Below are 24816 nucleotides of genomic sequence, written 5' to 3' on the forward strand. Positions count from 1 at the left end.
TAGTCCGTTGTGTTTTGGGTGTGAAGTGGGTGAAAAAACCCTCGCAACGAGCATAAGTCATAGTGAGAGTGAATCTTCAGGGCAATTATTACTCAAAAGAATAACGGTCAATGGACAACCCGCTTTACAAGCGAGTATGGGGTGGAGACTTCGATGGAAACCCGCAGGAACGGTGCTTCCGCCTAATCCGCTCCCAGCGAGGGACTTTATTTTATTGTTACAACCTTAAAAATGTAAATCCTGTCTTTTGATAGGATTTTTTTAGATTTATGAATATCGTTTTTGTATTTTGTAGTTACATCACAGGTTGTAATTTAATTATCTGTCAGAGCCGCAAACAACGACCTTACCCAATGGGAAAAATTAGAACTCAATACCAACCCCAATGCACTGCCCGGGCAACAACTTAGCGTAGCTGGGGTGCCATGTAATTAAATAAAGTAGTAGTATGAAAAAAATAGTTCAACTTTTTGTAGGGTTGTGGGTGACTGTAAACGCCTTTTCCCAAACTCAAATCGTAATGTGGCAGAATCGATTGGGAGGTTCCTCAATCAATATTTGTAGAGCCTCTACTTCTTCAAACGACGGTAGCGTCGTCCTTTGTGGATACTCCAATTCAAATGCCTCAACTGATAAAACAGAAAATTCAAAAGGAGAATTTGATTATTGGGTACTAAAAGTTAATGATCAAGGTCAAGTAGTATGGGATAAAACATTAGGCGGCGAAACGATTGATGTAGCGACTAAAATCATTCCAACAAACGATGGGAATTATTTACTTATAGGATATTCAAACTCCATAGTATCTGGAGATTGCACCGAAGCAAGTCTTAATAATAGTCTGGATTTTTGGGTGATGAAAATCAATGATTCTGGTACTATTTTATGGCAAAATAAAGTGGGTGGCACATCAAATGAAGAACCTTATGATAGTTGTACGACGAATGATGGTGGATATTTAATAGGTGGATATTCTGAATCAGCTATTTCGGGCGATAAAACGGAAAGCAATAGAGGTTTCCAAGATTATTGGGTGGTTAAAATTGATGGTGTGGGTAATGTGGTATGGAATAAAACCTATGGTGGCATTGGCAACGATATATTATCTTCGATTTGTCCATTGTCCGATGGGAATTATTTATTATCTGGGTTCTCCAATTCTCCAATTTCAGGTGATAAAACCGAAAATTCAAGAGGAAATCATGATTATTGGATTCTAAAAATAGATGGAAGCGGTAACATCCTTTGGCAAAAGACAATTGGTGGATCAAATTTCGATATTGCATATTGTTCATTTGAATACAGTCCGAATTCTTATTGGATAGGAGGCGATTCTAACTCTTCTATTTCAGGAGAAAAAAGTGAAAACACAAGAGGCTTTGATGATTTTTGGATTACAATACTCGATGCCCAAGGTAATTTAACCCAACAATTTACCCTTGGTGGAAATTTAACAGAAAGCCTTTTTGAAATGATTAAAACACAGGATGGAAATGTAGTGTTGAGCGGTAGTTCAAACTCTCCCGTTTCTGGAGAGAAATCGTTGCCAACTATTGGTCAAGGCAGTAAGAATGATTGGTTGCTTAAAATTGATCAAACGGGAAATATTATCTGGCAGCAAGTGTATGGTGGTATTTGGGAAGAAGGATTTAACAGTATAGTAGAACTCCCTAATGGCGATTTGTCTTTCTCAGGAGTAGCTACTTCTCCACTTTCTGGTACATTAACCGAAGGGCCTATTGGTCAATATGACTATTGGACACTACGTCTAACAGAAACTCTAGGCAATTTAGAACATTCAAAATATGATATGACTGTTTTTCCCAACCCAACTACAAGTGATGTAACCATTCAATGGAACCCCAATGGGGAAACTGTACAATTTTATTTGTATTCTCCCTTGGGCCAGCTTCTCTCCCATCAAATCGATGTGTCAGGATTAGTTGCAATTGAACTCCCTGAGGCAAATGGCGTTTACATTTTAAAAATCAATACGGTGAATGACCTATACTACACTTTTAAAATCCTAAAAATGTAATCGGATTAGCGCTTCAATTATGCTTGTTTTAATTGTTTATAAACGGAAACAAGACTTATATTGATAGCGAGCGCGAAGAGTAAAAGGTGTATCCAAAAAACTAAAAACCGTTTCTATCCCAGAAGCGGTTTTTTTATTTACATTACAACAACATTCAGCGCCTTCGAAAACCCAACGAAAATTATTTACTCCTTTTCCGAAAACCCTTGATTTTTCAGCGTTTTATCAAAAAATGAACTTCTATTTCCTTGTTTTTCAATACGTTATAAAATAGTTAAAAACAAGAATTTTCTTACGCGTTGTTAAAAACTAAAGCCGATTGTGGATAAGTTTGACTTTCTTTTTTACGGGTATTTGACCAAATTTGTAACAGTCAGAATAACGTTAATAAAATCCTAATAAAGAAAAACACTATGGCAATTGCGGAACCCATTCTACAGGACAACAAAGACCGATTTGTAATTTTCCCCATCAAACACCATGATATTTGGGAATGGTATAAAAAACAAGAAGCCTGTATTTGGACGGCGGAGGAAATCGATTTGCACCAAGACTTAACCGATTGGAACAACAAATTGAACGATGATGAACGCTATTTTATCAAACATATTTTGGCCTTTTTTGCGGCTTCAGACGGGATTGTCAATGAAAACTTGGCCGAAAACTTCGTCAGTGAAGTGCAATACCCCGAGGCAAAATTTTTCTACGGGTTCCAATTGATGATGGAAAACATTCACAGTGAAACCTATTCGCTTTTGATTGATACCTATGTAAAAGATGAGGCCGAGAAAAATCAGTTGTTTCATGCCATTGAAGTCTTTCCTGCCATCAAAGAAAAAGCGGATTGGGCTTTGAAATGGGTGCAATCGCCCAATTTTAATGAACGACTCATTGCTTTTGCTGCCGTAGAAGGTATTTTCTTTTCAGGATCGTTTTGTTCGATTTACTGGTTGAAAAAACGCGGGTTAATGCCCGGACTCACCTTCTCCAACGAATTAATTTCACGTGACGAAGGAATGCATTGCGATTTTGCCGTTCACCTACACAACCACCACTTGGTGAATAAAGTTTCGAAAGAACGCATTACCGAAATTTTAACCGATGCTTTAGATATTGAGCGTAAATTCATCACGGAATCGTTACCGGTGAGTTTGATCGGAATGAATTCCAAATTAATGACCCAATATCTCGAATTTGTAACCGACCGTTTGTTGGTAGAATTGGGATGCAATAAAGTATTCAACGTGACCAACCCCTTCGATTTCATGGACATGATTTCGTTGCAAGGAAAAACAAATTTCTTTGAAAAACGCGTTTCTGAATACCAAAAAGCAGGCGTTATGAATAATGACTCCAGCACACAGAAAATTAGCTTCGACGCTGATTTTTAATTCGCAAAATCAAACGTAAATACTGCTCCGGGAGGAGTTACAACCGATTCGGGCTGGCACACCGTGTCTCCGCATCAAAAATCAATTCGAGTTAGAGAAGGGATTGTCTAACTCATAACCTAAAACCAAACTAATATGTACGTAGTAAAAAGAGACGGCCACAGAGAGCCCGTTATGTTTGACAAAATTACCGACCGTATCAAAAAATTATGTTACGGCCTAAACGAAATGGTCGATGCTGTAAAAGTAGCCATGCGTGTAATTGAAGGCTTATATGATGGTGTGACCACTTCTGAGTTGGACAACCTTGCCGCCGAAACCGCTGCTGCCATGACCGTAACCCATCCGGATTATGCGTTGTTGGCCGCCCGAATTGCGATTTCTAACTTGCACAAGAACACGAAAAAATCGTTCTCCGAAACCATGAACGATATGTTTCATTATGTGAACCCAAGAACCAATCAAGAGGCGCCTTTACTCTCTGAAGAAGTACATCAAGTAATTATGGAAAACGCCGAGTTTTTGGATTCTCATGTAATCTACAACCGCGATTTCAATTACGACTATTTTGGTTTTAAAACCTTAGAGCGTTCCTACCTTCTCAAAATAAATGGTAAAATCGTAGAACGTCCCCAACACATGTTGATGCGTGTGGCGGTGGGTATTCACTTAAACGACCTTCAGTCGGTGATTGAAACCTACGATTTGATGTCCAAAAAATTCTTTACCCACGCAACGCCTACCTTGTTCAATGCCGGTACGCCCAAACCACAAATGTCATCGTGTTTCTTGTTAACCATGAAAGACGACAGTATTGATGGAATTTATGATACGTTAAAACAAACCGCAAAAATCTCGCAATCGGCCGGAGGTATTGGGTTGTCTATTCACAATGTCCGCGCTACAGGTTCGTATATTCGTGGCACCAATGGAACGTCCAACGGGATTGTGCCGATGTTACGGGTTTTCAACGACACCGCGCGTTATGTTGACCAAGGGGGTGGAAAACGCAAAGGAAGTTTCGCGATTTACATCGAACCCTGGCATGCCGATATTTTCGAATTCTTGGATTTGAAAAAGAATACCGGTAAAGAAGAGATGCGTGCCCGCGACTTGTTCTTTGCGATGTGGATTTCTGATTTGTTCATGCAACGGGTAGAAAACGACGGCGAATGGACCTTAATGTGTCCGAACGAGTGTCCTGGTTTGTATGACACCTATGGTGAAAAATTTGAAGAATTATATACCTCTTACGAATTGGCTGGCAAAGGACGTAAAACGATCCGTGCCCGTGAATTGTGGGAGAAAATCTTAGAATCACAAATCGAAACAGGTACGCCTTATATGCTGTACAAAGATGCGGCTAACCGTAAATCGAACCAGAAAAACTTAGGAACGATTCGTTCATCCAACTTATGTACTGAAATCTTGGAATACACCTCGGAAGATGAAATCGCAGTATGTAACTTGGCTTCGATTTCCTTACCGATGTTTGTCGAAGACGGCAAATTCAACCATGAATTGTTGTACAACGTAACCAAACGCGTGACCCGCAACTTGAATAAAGTTATCGACCGCAACTATTACCCCGTTCCCGAAGCCGAGAACTCCAATTTGCGCCACCGTCCCGTAGGATTGGGTGTACAAGGATTGGCCGATGCGTTTATCATGATGCGTTTGCCCTTTACCAGCGATGAAGCCAAACAATTGAATCAAGAAATCTTTGAAACGATTTACTTCGCTGCCGTTACCGCTTCGATGGAATTGGCCAAAGAAGAAGGACCTTACTCTACGTTCCAAGGGTCGCCGATTTCACAAGGAGAATTCCAATACAATCTTTGGGGATTGAAAGACAGCGACTTATCTGGTCGTTGGGACTGGGCTTCACTGCGTAAAGAAGTGATGGAACACGGGGTGCGCAACTCCTTATTGTTGGCGCCAATGCCTACCGCTTCTACGTCGCAAATCCTTGGAAACAACGAAGCTTTTGAACCTTATACGTCCAATATTTATACCCGCCGCGTATTGTCGGGCGAGTTTATCGTAGTCAACAAACACTTGTTGGAAGACTTGGTAAAACACGGGTTGTGGAATGAAAACTTGAAACAAGAAATCATGCGCCACAACGGTTCGATTCAAAATATCGACATCATTCCGCAAGAGTTGAAAGACTTGTACAAAACGGTTTGGGAAATGTCGATGAAAGATATTATCGACATGTCACGTCAACGCGGGTATTTCATTGACCAATCACAATCGTTGAACTTGTTTATGCAAGATGCAACCTTTGCCAAACTGACCTCTATGCACTTCTATGCGTGGAAAAGCGGCTTGAAAACCGGTATGTACTACCTACGCACTAAATCGGCGGTTGACGCCATCAAGTTCACTTTGAGCAATGAGAAAAAGGAAGAACCTACGGTTACCCTCCAACAACCCGAACCCCAAGCGGTAGAAGTTATCGCCCCAGAATCGGGTGAAATGAGCGCCGAAGAATTCCGATTGATGGTCGAACGCGCCCGCAACGCCGGTCCAGAGGACTGTGAAATGTGCGGATCTTAGTTTTATTATGAATTAGGAATTTTAAATTATAAATTAGGATAACAGCTGTCAGTAATGGTGGCTGTTTTTTATTGTATCATTCCATAATTCCCCACAATGAATTTATTTACATTTGTGTTTACTGAAAATTCTAAACTATATGATGACTTGGGAACAACTTTTATCCCTGAAACGTCAAGGCGACACGGGCAAACGCTTACGTATTGAGCAAGACGATACCCGTTTGGGATTTGAAGTCGATTACGATCGGATTATTTTCTCGGCGCCTTTTCGCAGTTTACAAGATAAAACTCAAGTAATTCCACTATCCAAAACCGATTTCGTACATACGCGCCTCACCCACAGTTTGGAAGTTTCGGTGGTAGGACGTTCATTAGGTCGTTTAGTCGGTAAAAAAATCATCGAAAAGTATCCTTACCTCGCCACCATACACGGGTACCAACCCAATGATTTTGGAGCTATCGTGGCAGCAGCAGCTTTGGCCCATGACATTGGTAATCCGCCGTTTGGCCATTCGGGCGAAAAAGCCATCGGGGAATATTTTTCGCGCGGTAACGGCCAAAAATTTAAAGAACAACTGAGTCCCAAAGAATGGCAAGATTTGGTTGATTTTGAGGGCAATGCCAATGGTTTCTCGGTACTTACGGGAACGCGTCCAGGCATTGAAGGAGGTTTACGTTTGTCGTATGCCACCTTGGGCGCTTTTATGAAGTATCCCAAAGAAAGTTTGCCTAAAAAACCTACAACCAATATCTCCGATAAAAAATTCGGCTTTTTCCAAACCGATAAAGCTTTTTTTCAAGAAGTGGCTGAAGAATTGGGGTTACTCCAAATAAACTCGAGTGAAGATTTACGCTATTTACGTCATCCCCTCGCTTTTTTGGTCGAAGCCGCCGACGATATTTGCTATACCATCATTGACTTTGAAGACGGGATAAACTTGGGCTTGGTCTCCGAAGATTTCGCACTGGAATACCTCATTAATTTGGTCAAAGACACCATTGACCGCAACAAATACAATGCTTTAACCACCAAAGAGGATCGCATCAGTTACCTACGTGCCTTAGCCATTGGTAACCTCATCAATGATGCGGTAAAAGTATTTTTAGAAAATGAAGAAGCTATTTTGAAAGGTGAATTTCATCATGCCTTAACCGACAAAAGCAAATACAAAGCCCAAATGGATGACATTATCAAATTGAGTGTCAAAAACATTTACCAAAGTCGGGAGGTCATTGAAAAAGAATTGAAAGGCTACCAAATTATTAATAGTTTATTGGACAAATTTATCACCGCTTACAACCATCAATACGAAGGAAAAACATCCAATTACGATGCGCTTTTGTTAAAAGTACTCCCCGAAAAACACCGCTTGGAAAAAAGTAGTTTGTATGATCGATTGATGCACATTTGCCATTTTATCTCGCTTTTGACCGATGGAAATGCCGTATTGTACTACGACATGCTTGGTTAACATTTCTTAATTTTCTGACTATCAATGGGCTGCGGTTGTTTTTTTTAAAAGATTACGTTAATTTTGAAAAGATTAACTAACAGCTATGAAAAAATTTTACCTGGGATTACTGGGCCTTTGCAGCAGTATTTGGGCGCAAGAGATTCCGAAACAAGCTATTCAAACAGCATTACAAAAGCAACAAATCACCAAAAAATGGGCTGAAAGTGACATTGCCCACTGGGAAGTAGTTAGCCAAACTTCTTCTGAATCAACAGGCATCACCAATTATTTTATCCGACAAACCCTAGATGGGCTGCCTATTTTCGAATCCGTAACTACCGTTTGGGTTAAAAAAAGCGCTGTGATTCAAGTCGGCGATCGTTTCATTCCGAGAATTTTACAAAAAGCCGATCGAAATACAAAAGTACAACCTGCAGCGACAATTTTTCAGAAAGCAACTCAAGAACTAGGATATACCCTTTCGCCATCTGTGCTGAAACAAGAAAGCGCAACAAAGGTAACGCTCACAAACGGCGATGCTATAGATGACCCTATTCAAGCTACCTTAGGCTATCTTACCGTCAACGACCGCTTGCAAAAAGTATGGTATTTTGAATTTTACAGTCCCAACCAAGAACATTTATGGAGCCTCTATGCAGATGCGGCCTCTGGTTCGATTGTCCAAAAAAACGATTTAACAGTACGATGCCAATTTGACCATCCGCACAGCCCCGCGCAATCGGCTTCTCCTATTTTCTCTTTTGAAAAATCAGTTCAAAAAGCGGTAAGTCCTTTACAAGTGCAAAGCGGGAATTATCGCGTCATCCCGTTTGAGTTTGAAAGTCCAAACCACAGTCCCTTTCAACTTATTAGCAGTCCCGCCAATGCATTGGCCTCCCCCAAAGGATGGCATGATACCAACAATCTTTCGGACAATACTCCTACATTGAAGTACACCTACACCCGCGGCAATAATGTTTGGGCCCGTGCCGACTACACCAACACGAATCCCACAGCCCATTCGACCAATCCCACGGCCAATGGATATGCACCCGATGGCGGAAGTAGTCTCACCTTTGACTTCCCTTATGGCGGAGTAAGTGTGCAACCCAATACCTACATTAATGCTGCGGTAACCAATTTGTTTTACATGAACAATTGCTTACACGATGTATGGTACCAATACGGTTTTAATGAGCAGAATGGTAATTTCCAACAAAACAATTTCGGTCGGGGTGGATCAGGTTCCGATTTTGTATGGGCTGATGCGCAAGACGGTTCTCGTTCGAACACGCCTACTTTTAACAATGCTAACTTTTCCACACCAGCCGATGGAACCCGTCCACGCATGCAAATGTATGTTTGGAATGTAGCGCCTCCTATTTTTCCGGTAACCGTAAATAGCCCTGCTAGTGTAGCTGGAAATTATCGTGCTGTACAAAATGTCTTCAACCCTGGCTTTGTGAGTTTACCGCAAGCGCCCAACTTTATTCAATCGAATTTGGTATTGTATCAAGATGGGACAGGTGGTTTAAATGAAGCGTGTGTGCCTCCATCCAATGGACCCGCGATGAATGGAAAAATCGTCATTATTCGTCGTGGAAATTGCAACTTCACCGTAAAAGTCAAAAATGCACAAACGCGAGGAGCTGTGGCAGTGATTATCGTGAATAATGTTTCCGAACCCGAATTTGTGAGCATGAGTGGAGCCGATGCTACCATTACAATCCCAGCGATTTGTATGAGTTTTGACGACGGGGAAAATTTGATCGGAAATACATTTGGAAATTCGGTAAATGTTCGCTTACAACTCAACGGAGCGCCTTTCGTGAGTACCGATGGCGATTTTGACAATGGAATTATTTCCCATGAATATGGCCATGGAATCTCCAATCGTTTGACGGGGGGACCCAGTTTAAGCAACTGCTTAACCAATGAAGAGCAAATGGGCGAAGGCTGGTCGGATTGGTTTGCCTTGATGTTGCAAATGAAGCCAGGAGATTTAGGAACAACGCCCAAAGGGATTGGAACTTTTGCGGTAAGTCAGTCTACCACAGGACGAGGGATACGCCGTTTTCCGTATACTACTGATATGACTATTAACCCGAGTACATTTGCCACAGTAAACGATAACTTTATCACCGATGCCGACGGGAATAGTACCGTTTCACCTCATAATATCGGTGAAGTTTGGTGTGCCATGCTTTGGGATTTAACCTGGGCTTATGTTGCCAAATATGGGTATGACAACAATAAATATACGGGAACGGGAGGAAACAACCGTGTGATGCGCTTGGTGCTGGACGGATTGAAATTGCAACCCTGTAATCCTTCTTTTACGGAAGCCCGCGATGCTTTAATCGCTGCCGATCAAGCCACTACAGGCGGTGCAGATTATTGTATGATTTGGGAAGTTTTTGCCCGCAGAGGTCTCGGTATTAATGCCAGTTCGGGCAATCGTAACGACTCCGCCGATCAGGTAGAAGACTTTACGCAACCGGCGCCTGGCCCCAACTGTACCGCATTGGGAACTTCTATATTTGAAAACAGCCTCACGTACCGGGTTTATCCTAACCCAGCGACCAATGAGGTCTTTGTGGAGCTCCCCAACTATAGCAGTGCGTTGGAGGTTCGTTTGATCGATATCCACGGCCGTGTCGTGTACCAAGCCCAATGGAGCAACGGGAATATAAACCGAATTCCAATCGGGAACTTCCAAACGGGAATGTACCTGCTTCAAGCTACTGGAGAAAGCATACAAATCATCGAAAAAATCATCAAAAACTAAATCGAAAAACGGACCTCAAAAGGGTTCGTTTTTCTTTATGTCAAATTCAATTAAAATCGCACTTCTTTTTTTAGTGAGATTTTGTTAAACATATGGTAACCTCAATACAAACTTCATCCACAAATACTTACTTTTATTAAATTAAATTTATTCAAACCTATTCGCCAAAATCATATTTATGGTTCGAAAATTTTTGATCACAATCACATTACATGTGGGATGTATTTCCTTTTCACAACGATTTATTGCAGTTGATGACAGCACACATTTGCCTGTTCCCTATGTGTCCTATTTTTTGTATAATGGTAAGACCATACAAGGTGGCGGCTATAGTAATGAAAAAGGCTTTTTTGAAATAAAAAGAGAAAAAGAGTATACAAAAATAGTGTTATCCTGTATTGGATATGAAAATTTAGAGCTTGTACAAAATTCAATTAAATATGATACATTACTGCTAAAACCAGTAGTGTATCATTTAAATGAAGTAGTTATTGACCCAAAGGCAAAAAAAGAAACGGCATTATTAGGGAATTACACTACAAAACTGAAATCATTATTGGGGGCAGCTACGGGAATGGAGATTTGCACTTTTATTGAGAATCCTTACCATGAGCCAAAACCTATTCAATCGGTACTTTTTAAAATAAGAAATCATTCAAAAAACAAAGTAGGATTTAAAATTCATCTTTATGAACGGGACTCCTTAACTGGCGAACCAAAACGTGAATTAATCACGCAAGACATTGTCATTATTTCCGAAGAATCAAAAAAAGAAAAAATCGAGTTCAATGTTCGGGCGTATGATTTGGAATTACCTGCCAACGGAGCCTTTCTTGGCATTGAATGGTTAGGGAATCTAGATGAAGAAAATAATACGTTTGAAAATACCTTAGTAGGCAATGGTTACATTGAATTAAATGATTCGTCTAATGCAAAAAATACATTTGAAAGAAATCGATTTTCATTTTATTCATGGGTTTCCATGGAAAAATTTAAAAAGAAAGTGGAAGATTATGTCACCTACAACAACTTACCTAATGCTTCTTTCGGAATTAAAATAATCACAAATTGAAGCTTAATTGGTTTTAAAAAACCGAAACGGTTAAAGCAATTTATTCAGTAATCGCCGTATACCCGCAACATCGATAGCACAATCTTTTTGCAACTCACCAACCGTTCCGTGCTCAACAAACGCATCTGGAATCCCCAAGCGGTATACAGGAAGTTTATAATCGTGCGTGGTGACAAATTCGGCGACAGCACTGCCCAATCCACCTTCAATCGTTGCATCTTCTAAAGTGATTACAACCCGATGCTGCTTACAAATGGTATGCAAAAGCGCTTCATCTAGCGGTTTAACACAACCAAAATGATACAAACCGACCTTTTCTTTTGAGTCAAAATCAGCTAAAGCGGCAAGTGCATTATTTCCAATAAAACCCGTTGCTATTATCGCAATATCCGAGCCTTGATGCAGTATTTTTCCTTTTTTATAGTCTATTTTTTGAAAGGGTTTTTTCCAATCCAAACCTACGCCACGACCCCGTGGATACCGAATCGCAATCGGATTTTCCAATCCTAAAGAAGCGGTATACAACAGTTGACGCAACTCTACTTCATCTAGGGGCGCAACAATTTCCATATTGGGCACACAGCGCAAATAGGCCAAATCAAAAACACCATGATGCGTAGCGCCGTCCTCGCCTACTAAACCGGCACGATCCAAACAGAAAATCACGGGTAATTTTTGCAAAGCAACATCATGAATTACTTGGTCGTAGGCTCTTTGTAAAAAGGTCGAATAAATGTTGCAAAACACTACCATCCCTTGAGTTGCCATTCCCGCAGCCAATGTCACCGCATGTTGCTCGGCAATCCCCACATCAAATGCGCGTTCGGGAAAAGCTTCCATCATGTATTTCATCGAACTCCCCGACGGCATGGCTGGGGTAATTCCGATGATCTTGGTATTTTGCTGCGCCAATTCTACTAAAGTATGACCGAAAACATCTTGAAATTTGGTAGGCAAATGGGACTCTTCTTTAGTAATGAGTTCGCCCGTCGCCGCATCAAATTTCCCCGGCGCGTGGTACTTTACTTGATCTTGTTCGGCTTGCAACAACCCTTTGCCTTTGGTGGTGATGACGTGTAAAAATTTTGGCCCTTTCACCTTTTGCAAACGCTTCAATTCTTTGATTAAAGTTCGGAGATCATGACCGTCTATCGGACCCGAATAGGCAAAGTTCAACGACTTGATCATGTTGTTTTGCTTCGGATTTTTCCCTTCTTTCACGGCCGTCAAATAGGTTTTCAAGGCACCCACACTCGGGTCAATTCCGATCGCATTATCATTCAAAATGACCAAAATATCGGCCTCGGTTACGCCCGCATGATTCAGTCCTTCAAACGCCATTCCGCTGGCAATCGAGGCATCGCCAATCACTGCTATATGCGACCGTTGTTTGCCTTTCAATTGGGAAGCAAGCGCCATCCCCAAAGCCGCAGAAATCGAAGTGGAGGAATGGCCTACGCCAAAGGTATCATAGACACTTTCGGAACGTTTAGGAAAACCCGAAATCCCACCTTTTTGCCGATTGGTTTCAAATTGATCCCTGCGACCCGTCAAAATTTTATGGCCGTAGGCTTGGTGCCCGACATCCCATACCAACAAATCATCAGGCGTATTGTATACATAATGCAAGGCAATGGTCAATTCGACAACACCCAAACTCGCTCCTAAATGTCCCTCTTTTACCGCAACCACATTAATGATTTTATCCCGTAATTCCTGAGCAACTTGCTCCAATTGCGCGATATCGAGTTGCCGTAAATCGGACGGAGATTGAATTTGTTCGAGTAAATGTTGACTCATAAGTCAAAGGTACAAATTGAATTCCTATTTTTGTTTTTATGGAACCCATTTTCACCGACGAATACTTTATGAAAAAAGCCTTAGTTGAGGCTGAAAATGCTTTTGAAAAAGGTGAAATTCCGGTTGGCGCGATTATTGTAGTAGAAAATCGGGTCATTGCCCGAAGTCATAATCTCACTGAAATGCTCCACGACGTTACGGCACATGCCGAAATGCAAGCCATCACCGCAGCTGCCAATTTTATTGGGGGAAAATACCTCAAAGGCTGCACGTTGTATGTCACGTTGGAGCCTTGTCAAATGTGTGCTGGTGCGTTGTATTGGAGTCAGATTTCCAAAATTGTATTCGGTGCCCGCGACGAACAACGAGGGTTTATGACCTTGGGAACCCAGTTACATCCCAAAACCGAAGTCGTTTCGGGGGTGATGGCCGACCAATGCGCCCAATTGATGAAAGATTTTTTTAAAAAAAGACGCTAACCTATTTGCGCTAACGAACCCGTTCTTCGCCATCCCGCAACCCACCTACCAATAAATAAACGTATCTTCATTCACCCATTTTATGAAAACTTTTAAGTTTCTGTCTGTGCTTATGGTCCTTGTGACCCTAGCCGCTTGTTCCAAAAAATCGGCTGCCGATTTTGACTCTGACCCTACGCTATTTAAAGCGTACATTGCTGGTTTTACCTCTGGTTTTATTCCTGCAAAATCCGACATTCGGGTGCAACTTGCTTTCCAAAAAAAGGATTGGAATCCCGAGCAAGAATTGGATGATGATTTATTCTCCATTTCACCAAGTGTGGATGGAAAAGTGAAAATGTTATCCTCCAACACGATTGCCTTTATTCCTGAGGAACCCTTGGAACAAAACACCTTGTACCAAGTGACCTTGAATTTGGAAAAATTGACAACCGTAACGGATGAAAAACTCCAAGCTTTTAATTTTTCATTCAAGACCATTAAGCAAGATTTTATTGTTCAAACCCAGGATTTACAGTCGTACAACAAGAACTATTATTACCAATACGGGACGATTCGCACCGCAGATGAAATGGATATTGCGTTGGCACAAAAAATCCTCTCGGCGAGCCAAAACGGTAATGATTTAAAAGTGAAAATCGACAAGGAAATGAGTTCGCCCACCGAATTCAAATTCCTTATTGACAGCATTCAACGCTTTGACGATGAAAGCACGATCACCTTAAAATGGGACGGTGACGAAGCCGATGTCGAAGACCAAGAAGGTTCGGTGGAAATTAAAATTCCGGGGAAAAACCAATTTAAAGTGGTGCATATCACTTCGGGCGATGAAAATAACCAATCGATTTTAATCAATTTCTCGGATCCGTTGAAAAAAGACCAAAATTTTGCCGGCTTAGTCAACATACAAAACACCGACAACTTGAAATTTAGCACGATGGGCAATGTGCTCAAAGTCTATTTCGACAATGTCGGCCCCACAACCAACACCCAAAAAACAGCACAAAACGAAGTGGCAGCTACCGCAGAAGTGGCGGTGGATACCGTGGCGATGGCAGTAGACTCAACAGCAACCGTTATCAACACTTCCGACGAGGTTTCGGATTATGAAGAAGAGGAAGAACCCAAAATGATTTCGGCCAATAAATTTGTAGAAGTGTTTGCCGGAATTGAAAGCAGTGACGGTTTTAAACTCAAAGAAAATTACTCTGAAACACTTATTTTCGACCCCATCAAACCGGGGGTGAAATTGGTAAAAAGCGGCAGTATTCTCCCCAGTTCGAACAATTTAAAAGTGAATTTTGAAGCGGCCAGTTTAAATGCTGTAGACGTAAAAATCTATAAAATTTACAAGAACAATATTCTTCAGTTTTTGCAAGACAACGAACTCAATGGCACGCAAAACTTGCGCCGTGTGAGTCAGCCTATCGCGAAAACCACCTTGCAACTCAAGCAGAACAATCTCTATAATTACAACAAATGGAATACTTACGCATTGGATATTTCCAAAATTATCGAACCCGAACCTGGGGCGATTTACCGAGTTGAGTTTTCGTTCCGTAAAAAATATGCTTTGTACAAATGCGACGGTACTTCTGAGGAATCTTCCAATGAGGATGAAGAAGAAGAAAATGAAGACGATGTGAACTACAGTGGTGGTGGCGGTTATTATTACTATTATGAGGAGGATTATAACTGGATGGAAAGTCAAGATCCTTGTTCCAACTATTACTATTACAACACCAAACGCGGCACAAATATTCTAGCAACAGATTTGGGAGTTATTGTAAAACGCGGCAATAATAAATCGGTTACGGTTGCAGTGAGTAATATTGTGACAACCGATCCTGAATCGGGGGCGAAAGTAGAATTATTCAACTACCAACAACAAAAATTAGCCGAAACTACAACTGATGGCGATGGTATGGCGACTTTCGAATTGACGAAAATGGCGTACTTCGCGGTAGTTTCCAAAGGTGATCAAAGTACGTATGTGAAGCTGGATGATGAACTTTCATTGTCGGTAAGTAATTTTGATGTTTCGGGTGAAAGTTTGCAAAAAGGCTTGAAAGGCTACATTTACGGGGAACGCGGCGTTTGGCGTCCGGGAGACAAAGTGTATTTGTCCTTTATTTTAAATGACAACAACAATAAACTTCCTGAAAACCATCCGATTAAGTTGCGCTTTAATGACCCCAAAGGCAAAACGGTGTATCAAACGGTTCAAACCAAAAACGAGTTGAATCATTATGCCTTTATGATTCCTACAGAAGCCGATGCGCCTACGGGGAATTGGGAAGCGCGGATTAGTGTGGGTGGTGCTCATTTTTACAAAAGCATTAAAATTGAAACCATTAAGCCCAACCGTTTAAAAATTAAAAATAGTTTTAATGGTAAAATGCTTTCTGCGGGTGAAAAAAACACCAATACCGTTCAAGTGACTTGGTTACATGGTGCCATCGCAAAAAATTTAAAAACCGAAGTACAAGCCAAATTTTCTCAACAAGTTACCAGTTTTAAAGGGTATTCGAATTATATTTTTGACGATCCTTCTCGTAATTTTTCCACCGAAGAAATCAATATTTTTTCTGGAAAAATCAACGAAAATGGTCAAGTTTCGATTCCGATTAATCCGACCATTCAAGGACAAGCTCCAGGTATGCTTCGCGCGGCTTTCATTACCAAAGTTTACGAACAAGGCGGTGATGTAAGTACTGATGTTGCGGCTGTTAATTATTCTCCCTATAAAACCTATGTCGGCATAAAAGCGCCCGATCCAAATAAATACGGTTTAATCGAAACCGACAAAAACAACCGTTACGAAATCATTTCGGTAAATGAAAACGGAAACCCCGTTGCGGTGAAAAACTTGGAAGTTCGCGTCTACCGTTTGGAATCACGTTGGTGGTGGGATGCTTCGAACGAAGATTTATCCAATTACAACACGGCTAACGTGACCACTTCGTATAAGTTATTCCGCATCAACACCGATGCTTCTGGCCGTGGTCAAGTGGTATTTTCAGTACCTGGCGATGATTGGGGGCGCTATTTAATACGTGTTATCGACCCAACGAGTGGACATGCTTCTGGAACAACTGTATTTTTAGATTATCCCTATTGGTCGTCGCGTTCCCGCAATGTTGATGGCGATGGAGCTACTGTTTTACGTTTTAATACCGATAAAAAAGAATACGCGGTGGGTGAAACTGCAAAAGTGTTTTTACCATCTAGTGAGGGTGGACGGGCATTGATTTCGATAGAAAATGGTTCCAAAGTTTTAAAAACATTATGGGCCAAAACAAAATCGGGTGAAACCACAATTGATGTACCGATTACCGCCGAGATGGCGCCGAATGTGTACATTAATGTAACCTTATTACAACCGCATTCTTCTACGAAAAACGACGCGCCGATTCGCATGTATGGCGTAGTTCCGATTGGGGTAACGGATAAATCGACGGTTTTACAACCTAAATTGGTGATGCCTGAAGTTTTAAAACCCGAGCAAACGGTAAACATCAAAGTCAGCGAACAGCAAGGCAAAGCCATGACCTATACCATTGCGATAGTCGATGAAGGTTTGTTGGATCTTACGCGTTTCCAAACGCCCAATGCTTGGGATGATTTTTACAAACGCGAAGCCTTGGGTGTGCGCACTTGGGATATTTACAATGATGTGATTGGCGCTTATGGTGGCCGTGTGAATCAGGTTTTCAGTATTGGTGGTGACGCTGATGCAGGCGGTGGCAAATCGAAAAAGGCCAATCGTTTCAAACCTGTGGTCGTATTTTTAGGTCCATTTAAATTAGAAAAAGGCGCCGAAAAACGCACCAAATCAAGTTGCCGAAATACATTGGTTCGGTGCGCACCATGGTAGTTGCCGCCAATGCCGATAGCAATGCTTATGGAAGTATTGAAAAAACAACACCTGTTCGCAGTCCGCTGATGGTCTTGGCTTCGTTCCCAAGAAAAGTTACACCCTCGGAACAAGTAACCTTACCGGTGACGCTATTCGTTATGGAAAATCAGGTGAAAAATGTAACGGTACAGGTGAAAACCAGTGGCGGCATTGTGATTGCAGGAAAAGCGACACAATCGGTTACTTTTGCCCGTCCCGATGAAAAAATGGCCTTTTTTAATTTAAAAATTGCCAATGTCACGGGTGTTGGAAAAGTACAAGTGATCGCTACTTCGGGCAAAGAACGCTCCGTTTACGAAATTGAAGTTGATATTTTCAACCCGAATCCGGTAACTACTTCTTATACCGATGTTGTTTTGAATCCGAATCCGAGTAAATCCGTCAACTGGAAAACCTTCGGAATTGCGGGAAGTAATAAAGCGGTGGTCGAAATTTCGTCCATGCCTACTGTTGATTTTGGTCGCCGAATGGGGTATCTAATTCAGTACCCTCACGGTTGTGTGGAGCAAACGACATCCTCGGTATTTCCACAATTGTATTTGATGGACATAATGGATGTGGACACGAGTCGCAAAAATCGAATTCAACGCAACGTCGCTGCAGGAATCCAACGTTTATCGAAATTCCAAACCGCAAGTGGTGGTATGAGTTATTGGCCCGGCAATAATTATGCTGACGATTGGGGAAGCAGTTATGCCGGACATTTCTTGCTTGAAGCCGAGAGAAAAGGGTATGCTTTGCCGCCAATGTTTAAAGCAAAATGGATTGCTTACCAACAAAGGGCTGCCAAACAGTGGCGTTTTGAAAGTCATAATGATATAGCACAAGCGTATCGTTTATATACCTTGGCTTTGGCGGGGAATCCTGACTTGGCTTCGATGAACCGTTTGCGAGAAACTCGCGATATCTCCAATGAAGCCAAATTACGCCTAGCGGCAACTTTTGCCTTATTGAAACAAAATAATGCAGGTATGGCATTACTTTCACGAGCTAAAATCGATGAGGAATATACAGACGAGAACTATTACGACTATTACTACGGTTCGCGGGAACGCAATCGTGCCATGGCGTTGGAAACGTTGCTTCTTTTGGGTCAAAAAACGCAGGCGTTTCAATTGGCAACAAAATTGGCCAAAAATATGGCTTCTGACGAATGGATGAGTACGCAAACATCAGCCTACTGTTTGTATGCTATGTCAAAATTTGCCCAATCCAATGGTGGAAAAGGGATGAATGTGAATGTGATTCAAAAAGGGAAATCGGAGACAATCAATTCGGCAAAATCGCTTTCGCAACGTACCTTAGTGGTCCAAAACGGTTCAAATAATGTCACTTTGAAAAATAATTTGAAGAACACTTTGTTCGTTCGGGTTTACAACAGCGGAATTCTTCCGGTTGGAAAAGAAAAGCCAATGGAAAACAATGTGAAAGCTTCGTTGGTGTTTAAAGATCGCAAAGGGAACAAAATTGATGTGCGTAAAATCACGCAAGGTACCGAGTTTATTGCGGTAGTAACTCTAACCAATTTAAAGAGTGATTATGTCGAAAACATTGCCTTGACACAAATCATTCCGTCTGGATTTGAAATTGTAAATACTCGGTATACCGAATATGGCAATGCAACCGACAACACGGTGGATTATATGGATATTCGCGATGACCGCGCCAACTATTATTTTGGCCTAAAAGGGGGAGAAACCCGTACCTTTAAGTTATTATTGAACGCTTCCTACCTCGGAAAATACTATTTACCTGGATTACAATGTGAAGCGATGTATGACCATGAATTCATTGCTCGAACTAAAGGACAATGGGTGGAAGTGGTAAATGAGTAGCCTATAGCGATAGGTTGGAAAAATTATAAGCCTAGTTTAACCAGACCTAACAGGTTTCGAAACCTGTTAGGTCTATAATATAAGCCAAAATGAAACGAGAACTATTTGAATATGGTGGGTATTACCATGTTTACAACCGAGGGAACAATCGAGAAAATTTATTCCTAGAAGAACGAAATTATCTTTATTTTTTAAACCTTATGAAGAAGTATATTCATCCAATTGCTGAAATTTATGCCTATTGTTTGCTGAAAAATCATTTTCATATCATTTTAAAAATAAAAGAACAAGAGGAGTTAATAAATGTGACTGAAGACAAATTGCATTTACCCTTTGCCAACTTTTTTAACAGCTATGCAAAGGCAATAAATAAAGCCTACGGAAGAACAGGTAGTTTATTCCAAGAGCATCTGAAAAGGAATCGAATCAGTTCCAATGAAACCCTGATTCAAGCGGTTGCTTTTGTACATTTAAATCCCGAATACCACAAAGTTTGTTCTGATTTTGAGTCGTACAAACACACCTCCTATAAAGCCTATCTTTGCCTACAGCCAACCTTGTTGACCCGTCAATATATAATTGCATTATTTGGAGGGATTGATAATTTTAAACACGAACATGATTTAAAAAAAATAAAATTTGAACTTTTGAAGGATATTCTATTTTTTGAACAATAAACAAACCTAACAGGTTTCAAAAACCTGTTAGGTATTAATCAACAAGCCATTGCAAAAACAGCTTTACATATTTATTCACTTCCTACAATCTAAGCTTTTACTGTTTTACCATGCAGTGAAAACGCGTGTACGTAAGCATCCCAAAAAAGCAACAGTCCTTTTTTTACTACTGTTGGCTTATTATTTTTCACTGCCCCGCACCCTGTTTCAAGTCCCCTACGCTACCGTAATTGAAAGTTCGGATGGCCAGTTATTGGCCGCAAAAATTGCTGCCGATGGTCAATGGCGTTTTCCAGCAAAAGATAGTGTTCCCGAAAAATTCAAAAAATGCATTGTCTATTATGAAGACGAACATTTTTACCACCATTGGGGATTCAATCCAATTGCCATTTACAAAGCCGTACAACAAAATCGGGCGGCAGGAAAAGTCGTTCGCGGTGGAAGTACGTTGACACAACAAGTCATACGCCTGTCGCGGAATAATCAAGACCGCACCTATTGGGAGAAAATAAAAGAAATCATTTTGGCGACGCGATTGGAGTTTCGCCATTCCAAGGATACGATTCTCGAACTCTATGTGGCACATGCGCCTTTTGGGGGAAATGTAGTCGGATTTGAAATGGCCTCCTGGCGGTACTTTGGTGTTCAAGCACATCAGTTATCCTGGGCAGAAAGTGCAACCTTAGCGGTATTACCCAATGCTCCTCGATTGATTTATCCGGGAAAAAATCAGGAAAAATTATTGAAAAAACGGAATGCCTTATTATTAAAATTATACCAAAATAAAGAGATTGACCAACTCACTTACGAATTGGCGTTGAAAGAACCGTTACCGCAAAAACCCTATGATTTACCCCAATTGGCCCCTCATCTATTGGAACGGGTGGTCAAAAAACAACCGGGTGAACGCATCACCACAACCATTGAGTTGCCCTTGCAAAATCGGGTGAATCAAATTGCGAGTTATTATTACAATCAATACAAACAGAATGAAGTCCATAATTTGGCGGTGATTGTAATCGACGTACAAAACCGCAATATCGTGAGTTATGTGGGCAATGCCCCTACGGATATGCAACACGGTAAAGATGTAGACATTATTGGCGCTCCGCGAAGTACGGGAAGTATTTTAAAACCCCTTTTGTTTGCTTCAATGTTGGATGAGGGCGAACTCTTACCGAACACTTTAGTAGCGGATATTCCGACTCAAATTTCGGGCTATGCACCTCAAAATTTCAATCAAACCTTTGACGGTGCCGTTCCTGCACAGCGCGCTTTATCGCGTTCGTTGAATATTCCCGCGGTTTTGATGTTGCAAGAACACGGGATACCGAAGTTTTATGAAACCTTGCAAAAGTTAAGTCAAAAAAACATCAACAAACATCCCGATCATTATGGATTGTCTTTGATTTTGGGTGGGGCAGAAAGTAATCTTTGGGATTTAACGAAGACCTATGCCAATATGACGTCGACCTTAAATTATTACAACCGCACCAAAAAATACCGCAGTCAAGAGTTTGCAGATTTGAATTACATGCAAGGAAAAGAACATGATTTCGGAACCGATTCTTTTGATAAAACCATTTTCGGAGCGGGTTCGATTTACCTCACCTATACGGCGATGAAAGAAGTCAACCGTCCGGAAGGCGATGAAGCTTGGAAGTTTTATGATTCTGCTTTACCGATTGCTTGGAAAACGGGAACGAGTTTTGGAAATCGCGATGCATGGGCGATTGGAACCAATTCACGATATGTGGTGGGCGTTTGGGTAGGAAATGCATCGGGAGAAGGCCGACCTGAATTAACGGGTGTGGACAGTGCAGCTCCGATTTTGTTTGATGTTTTTAATACATTATCCAAGTCGGGTTGGTTTAAAGCACCCTTAAACGATTTGGAACAAGCAGAAATTTGTATGCAAAGCGGACATATCGCCCAAGACGACTGTCCTAAATCAAAACAATGGATTCCATTAAAAGGATCAAAAACCAAAGTTTGCCCGTATCATAAATTGGTTCATTTGGACCCAACCGAACAATATCGTGTGAATAGCAATTGTGTCTCAGTAGACCAAATTGTAACCAAAAAATGGTTTGTCTTGCCACCGGTTTGGGAATGGTATTACAAGAGTTTACATATTGATTACCAACCCTTACCGCCTTTCCGAGTGGATTGTGTGGGAGAAACACAAGTTCAAATGGATTTTATTTATCCGCGGGCTACGAGTAAAATTTATTTGACCAAAAACTTCAACGGTGTGATACAGCCCGTGGTATTTAAGGTAGCCCATTCCAATCGAGAAGCCAAATTATATTGGTATGTGGATGACCGATTTTTGGGAACCACCCAAACCTTTCACGAAATGCAGATTACGGCCCAAACGGGTGTACATCGTGTGACGGTAGTGGATGAAAAAGGCAATGAAATCAAGCGTAAAGTTGAGTTGATACGCGATTGATACCATGATGCAGCCCGGACTTGCCTACCGGCAGGCAGGTTGCAGCGGCATCCTCCCGACGTTAGGAGGGAGATACAGCGGAAAGCCGGAATTGCTGCCCAAAACAAAAAAACCGCCCTTCACATCGAAAGGCGGTTTTTGTTTATTCTTTAATCTCGTTTCCTTCTTCGTTAAAGAAACGGTATTCGAGGTACGTGTAAGCATCACGAGGTATGATTTTCACCCATTTTTTATGTTCGAAGAACCACTTCAAACGTAAAGATGGAAAACCTTTGGTAAGGTAGGCAGCCACAAAAGGATGGGCATTGAGCACCAACTTATTTTGACTGTCTTTTAATCGTTCAATATCGGAAGCAATGCGGTCGATTAACAAAATGGGCGCATCGACTTCGCCTTGTGATCCTTGGCTAGGATCTTCTTCCTGTGTTTTAATGTTGACTTCAGGTCGCACCCGTTGTCGTGTAATTTGGACCAATCCGAATTTACTCGGAGGCAAAATTTTGTGTTTCGCTTTGTCATCGCTCATTTCGGCTTTGAGATGATCATAGAGCACTTTGCGATTTTCTGGATTTTGCATGTCAATAAAATCAATAACAATAATCCCACCCATATCGCGCAGTCGCAACTGTCTCGCAATTTCTGTAGCTGCAATCAAATTGACTTCCATAGCGGTGCCTTCTTGACTGGTTGCTTTATTTGAGCGGTTGCCGCTATTCACATCGATGACATGAAGCGCTTCCGTATGTTCGATAATCAAATAGGCTCCTTTACTCATGGAAACCGTTTTCCCAAAGGAAGTTTTGATTTGTCGTTCAATATGAAACCGTTCAAAAATCGGATGATCGACGGCTTGATAAAGCTTCACAATTTTTTGTTTCTCCGGCGCTATTTCGGCTAAATAGTCCTTGGTTTGTTGGCACAACACTTCATCATCAACGGTGATTCCAGTGAAGGTATCGTTGAAAATGTCTCTAAGCATAGAAGAAACTTTGGTAAGTTCGCTCAATACTTTCGACGGATGATGTGCCGTAGGTAATCGTTTACACATTGCAACCCATCTGTTCATCAGATTTTGCAAGTCTTTTTCGAGTTCGGCTGTTGATTTGCCTTCGGCTACTGTTCTCACAATAACACCAAATCCTTTTGGTTTGACGGCGGTAACTAATTTTTTAAGTCGGTCTTTTTCTTCTCGTGAATTGATTTTTTGTGAAACCGAAACCCGATCGGAGAACGGCACTAACACCAAATAACGCCCGGCAAACGACAGCTCAGAGCTGATGCGCGGTCCTTTGGTGGAAATGGGTTCTTTGACCACTTGAACTAGTACCGATTGATTAGCGCTCAACACATCGGCGATGGCACCATTTTTATCAATCTCTTTTTCAAACGGAAAGTTTTTTAGGGAGAAATCTTTTAATTTACCTGTGCTTACAAGTTTAATGAATTTCAAATAAGAAGTGAGATTGGGTCCCAAATCGTGATAATGCAAAAAGGCATCTTTCTCGAATCCAACGTTAACGAAGGCAGCGTTGAGTCCTGGGACTGGTTTTCGAATTTTGGCAATAAAAATATCGCCTACCAAAAATTGGCTTCGATCTTCTTCTTCTTTGTGTAATTCAATGAGTTTTCCATCTTTTAGTAAGGCAAAATCTACAGCATCGTAACTCTTTCGGATGATAAGTTCTTTATTCATGATGTAAATTTTTATCCCGGAACAGGTCAAAAAGACCAATTTTAGGATGGATTAAACATTTATACAGGTTGTTTACCCGTTGGGAAAAATGGAAAAAATAACGATTGTTTAGGTTTAAAACGTAAAACAACGTAAAAAACGGCATTTAATTCGATTTTTTTTAAGTTTTTCCCGTAATTTCAAGGAACGTGTAAAAAGAAAAAAGTAGTTAAAAACTACTTTTTCTTTTTATGACGGTTTGCTCTAGCTCTTTTTTTACGTTTATGCGTCGCAACCTTATGTCTTTTTCTTTTTTTACCGCTTGGCATAGGTTAATTTGTTTGTGATTAATAAATATTTTTAGACTGTTACTTCGGTTTTAGCTTTTACACCTTCAACAAATACTTTAGCTGGCTTAAAGGCAGGAATGTTATGGGCTGGAATTTTGATGGTAGTATTTTTGGAAATATTTCTACCTGTTTTCTCTGCTCTTGTTTTGATGATGAAGCTACCGAATCCTCTTAGGTATACATTGTCTCCGTTCTCTAATGAAGCCTTTACCTCTTCCATAAATGCTTCTACAGTAGATTGAACATCTCCTTTTTCAAGACCTAATTTCTCTGAAATCTTCGCTACGATATCTGCTTTCGTCATTTTCTTTCGTATTTAATA

General features: G+C 41.0%; 13 protein-coding genes and 1 pseudogene. 11 read left to right on the plus strand and 3 right to left on the minus strand.

Annotated elements, in window-relative coordinates:
* From ABWO12_RS05185 to ABWO12_RS05215, 7 genes are all read left to right on the plus strand, one after another.
* The coding region (locus ABWO12_RS05185; RefSeq protein ID WP_353087717.1) for a hypothetical protein at positions 1–229 on the plus strand (229 nt) is incomplete at its 5' end.
* 219 nt (positions 230–448) lie between these two features.
* Positions 449–2038, plus strand: coding sequence for a T9SS type A sorting domain-containing protein (locus ABWO12_RS05190; RefSeq protein WP_353087718.1), 1590 nt, complete (start codon positions 449–451; stop codon positions 2036–2038).
* 413 nt (positions 2039–2451) lie between these two features.
* Entirely contained in the window at positions 2452–3429 is a 978-nt protein-coding gene (locus tag ABWO12_RS05195) for a ribonucleotide-diphosphate reductase subunit beta (protein WP_353087719.1), read from the plus strand.
* A 135-nt stretch (positions 3430–3564) separates the two neighbouring features.
* The gene (locus ABWO12_RS05200) at positions 3565–5991 is read left to right on the plus strand and encodes a ribonucleoside-diphosphate reductase subunit alpha (protein ID WP_073361932.1); all 2427 of its coding nucleotides are present in this window, start codon (positions 3565–3567) and stop codon (positions 5989–5991) included.
* A gap of 142 nt (positions 5992–6133) precedes the next feature.
* Positions 6134–7465: a deoxyguanosinetriphosphate triphosphohydrolase gene (locus ABWO12_RS05205; RefSeq protein WP_353087750.1), complete on the plus strand. Its 1332-nt coding sequence runs from the start codon at positions 6134–6136 to the stop codon at positions 7463–7465.
* Between the two features lie 85 nt (positions 7466–7550).
* Complete coding sequence (locus ABWO12_RS05210; RefSeq protein WP_353087720.1) at positions 7551–10235, plus strand: T9SS-dependent M36 family metallopeptidase; 2685 nt, start codon at positions 7551–7553, stop codon at positions 10233–10235.
* A gap of 178 nt (positions 10236–10413) precedes the next feature.
* Positions 10414–11307, plus strand: a complete 894-nt coding sequence (locus ABWO12_RS05215) for a peptidase associated/transthyretin-like domain-containing protein (RefSeq protein ID WP_353087721.1) — start codon at positions 10414–10416, stop codon at positions 11305–11307.
* 30 nt (positions 11308–11337) lie between these two features.
* On the opposite strand, the gene ABWO12_RS05220 is transcribed toward ABWO12_RS05215, so the two are convergent.
* Positions 11338–13107 (minus strand): 1-deoxy-D-xylulose-5-phosphate synthase, encoded by a 1770-nt coding sequence (locus ABWO12_RS05220; protein WP_353087722.1) that lies wholly within the window; start codon positions 13105–13107, stop codon positions 11338–11340.
* Between the two features lie 38 nt (positions 13108–13145).
* Here ABWO12_RS05220 and ABWO12_RS05225 point away from each other — a divergent pair, with 38 nt between their 5' ends.
* The 4 genes and pseudogenes from ABWO12_RS05225 (at position 13146) to pbpC (ending at position 22472) form a co-directional block, all read left to right on the plus strand.
* On the plus strand, positions 13146–13586 hold the full coding sequence (locus ABWO12_RS05225) for a nucleoside deaminase (protein WP_353087723.1): 441 nt from the start codon (positions 13146–13148) through the stop codon (positions 13584–13586).
* A gap of 82 nt (positions 13587–13668) precedes the next feature.
* A pseudogene (locus tag ABWO12_RS05230) lies at positions 13669–19340 on the plus strand (alpha-2-macroglobulin family protein).
* Positions 19341–19429: 89 nt separating this feature from the next.
* Positions 19430–20017 (plus strand): transposase, encoded by a 588-nt coding sequence (locus ABWO12_RS05240; RefSeq protein ID WP_353087726.1) that lies wholly within the window; start codon positions 19430–19432, stop codon positions 20015–20017.
* A 115-nt stretch (positions 20018–20132) separates the two neighbouring features.
* A complete protein-coding gene (pbpC, locus tag ABWO12_RS05245) occupies positions 20133–22472 on the plus strand; it encodes a penicillin-binding protein 1C (protein ID WP_353087727.1) in 2340 nt (779 codons plus the stop codon).
* 142 nt (positions 22473–22614) lie between these two features.
* On the opposite strand, the gene ABWO12_RS05250 is transcribed toward pbpC, so the two are convergent.
* Together ABWO12_RS05250 and ABWO12_RS05255 are read right to left on the minus strand one after the other, a co-directional pair.
* Positions 22615–24165, minus strand: coding sequence for an Rne/Rng family ribonuclease (locus tag ABWO12_RS05250; protein ID WP_353087728.1), 1551 nt, complete (start codon positions 24163–24165; stop codon positions 22615–22617).
* A 339-nt stretch (positions 24166–24504) separates the two neighbouring features.
* The gene (locus tag ABWO12_RS05255) at positions 24505–24798 is read right to left on the minus strand and encodes an HU family DNA-binding protein (protein WP_353087729.1); all 294 of its coding nucleotides are present in this window, start codon (positions 24796–24798) and stop codon (positions 24505–24507) included.
* Positions 24799–24816: the final 18 nt, after the last annotated feature.

The organism is Flavobacterium sp. (genome assembly GCF_040379285.1).
In the GTDB taxonomy this organism is placed as follows: Bacteria; Bacteroidota; Bacteroidia; order Flavobacteriales; family Flavobacteriaceae; genus Flavobacterium.

Coding starts and splice junctions, on each gene's coding strand:
- ABWO12_RS05205 (WP_353087750.1), top strand. CDS start 6,134: ATGACTTGGGAACAACTTTTATCCCTGAAACGTCAAGGCGACACGGGC.
- ABWO12_RS05250 (WP_353087728.1), bottom strand. CDS start 24,165: ATGAATAAAGAACTTATCATCCGAAAGAGTTACGATGCTGTAGATTTT.
- ABWO12_RS05225 (WP_353087723.1), top strand. CDS start 13,146: ATGGAACCCATTTTCACCGACGAATACTTTATGAAAAAAGCCTTAGTT.
- ABWO12_RS05240 (WP_353087726.1), top strand. CDS start 19,430: ATGAAACGAGAACTATTTGAATATGGTGGGTATTACCATGTTTACAAC.
- ABWO12_RS05200 (WP_073361932.1), top strand. CDS start 3,565: ATGTACGTAGTAAAAAGAGACGGCCACAGAGAGCCCGTTATGTTTGAC.
- ABWO12_RS05195 (WP_353087719.1), top strand. CDS start 2,452: ATGGCAATTGCGGAACCCATTCTACAGGACAACAAAGACCGATTTGTA.
- ABWO12_RS05255 (WP_353087729.1), bottom strand. CDS start 24,798: ATGACGAAAGCAGATATCGTAGCGAAGATTTCAGAGAAATTAGGTCTT.
- ABWO12_RS05190 (WP_353087718.1), top strand. CDS start 449: ATGAAAAAAATAGTTCAACTTTTTGTAGGGTTGTGGGTGACTGTAAAC.
- ABWO12_RS05220 (WP_353087722.1), bottom strand. CDS start 13,107: ATGAGTCAACATTTACTCGAACAAATTCAATCTCCGTCCGATTTACGG.
- ABWO12_RS05210 (WP_353087720.1), top strand. CDS start 7,551: ATGAAAAAATTTTACCTGGGATTACTGGGCCTTTGCAGCAGTATTTGG.
- ABWO12_RS05215 (WP_353087721.1), top strand. CDS start 10,414: ATGGTTCGAAAATTTTTGATCACAATCACATTACATGTGGGATGTATT.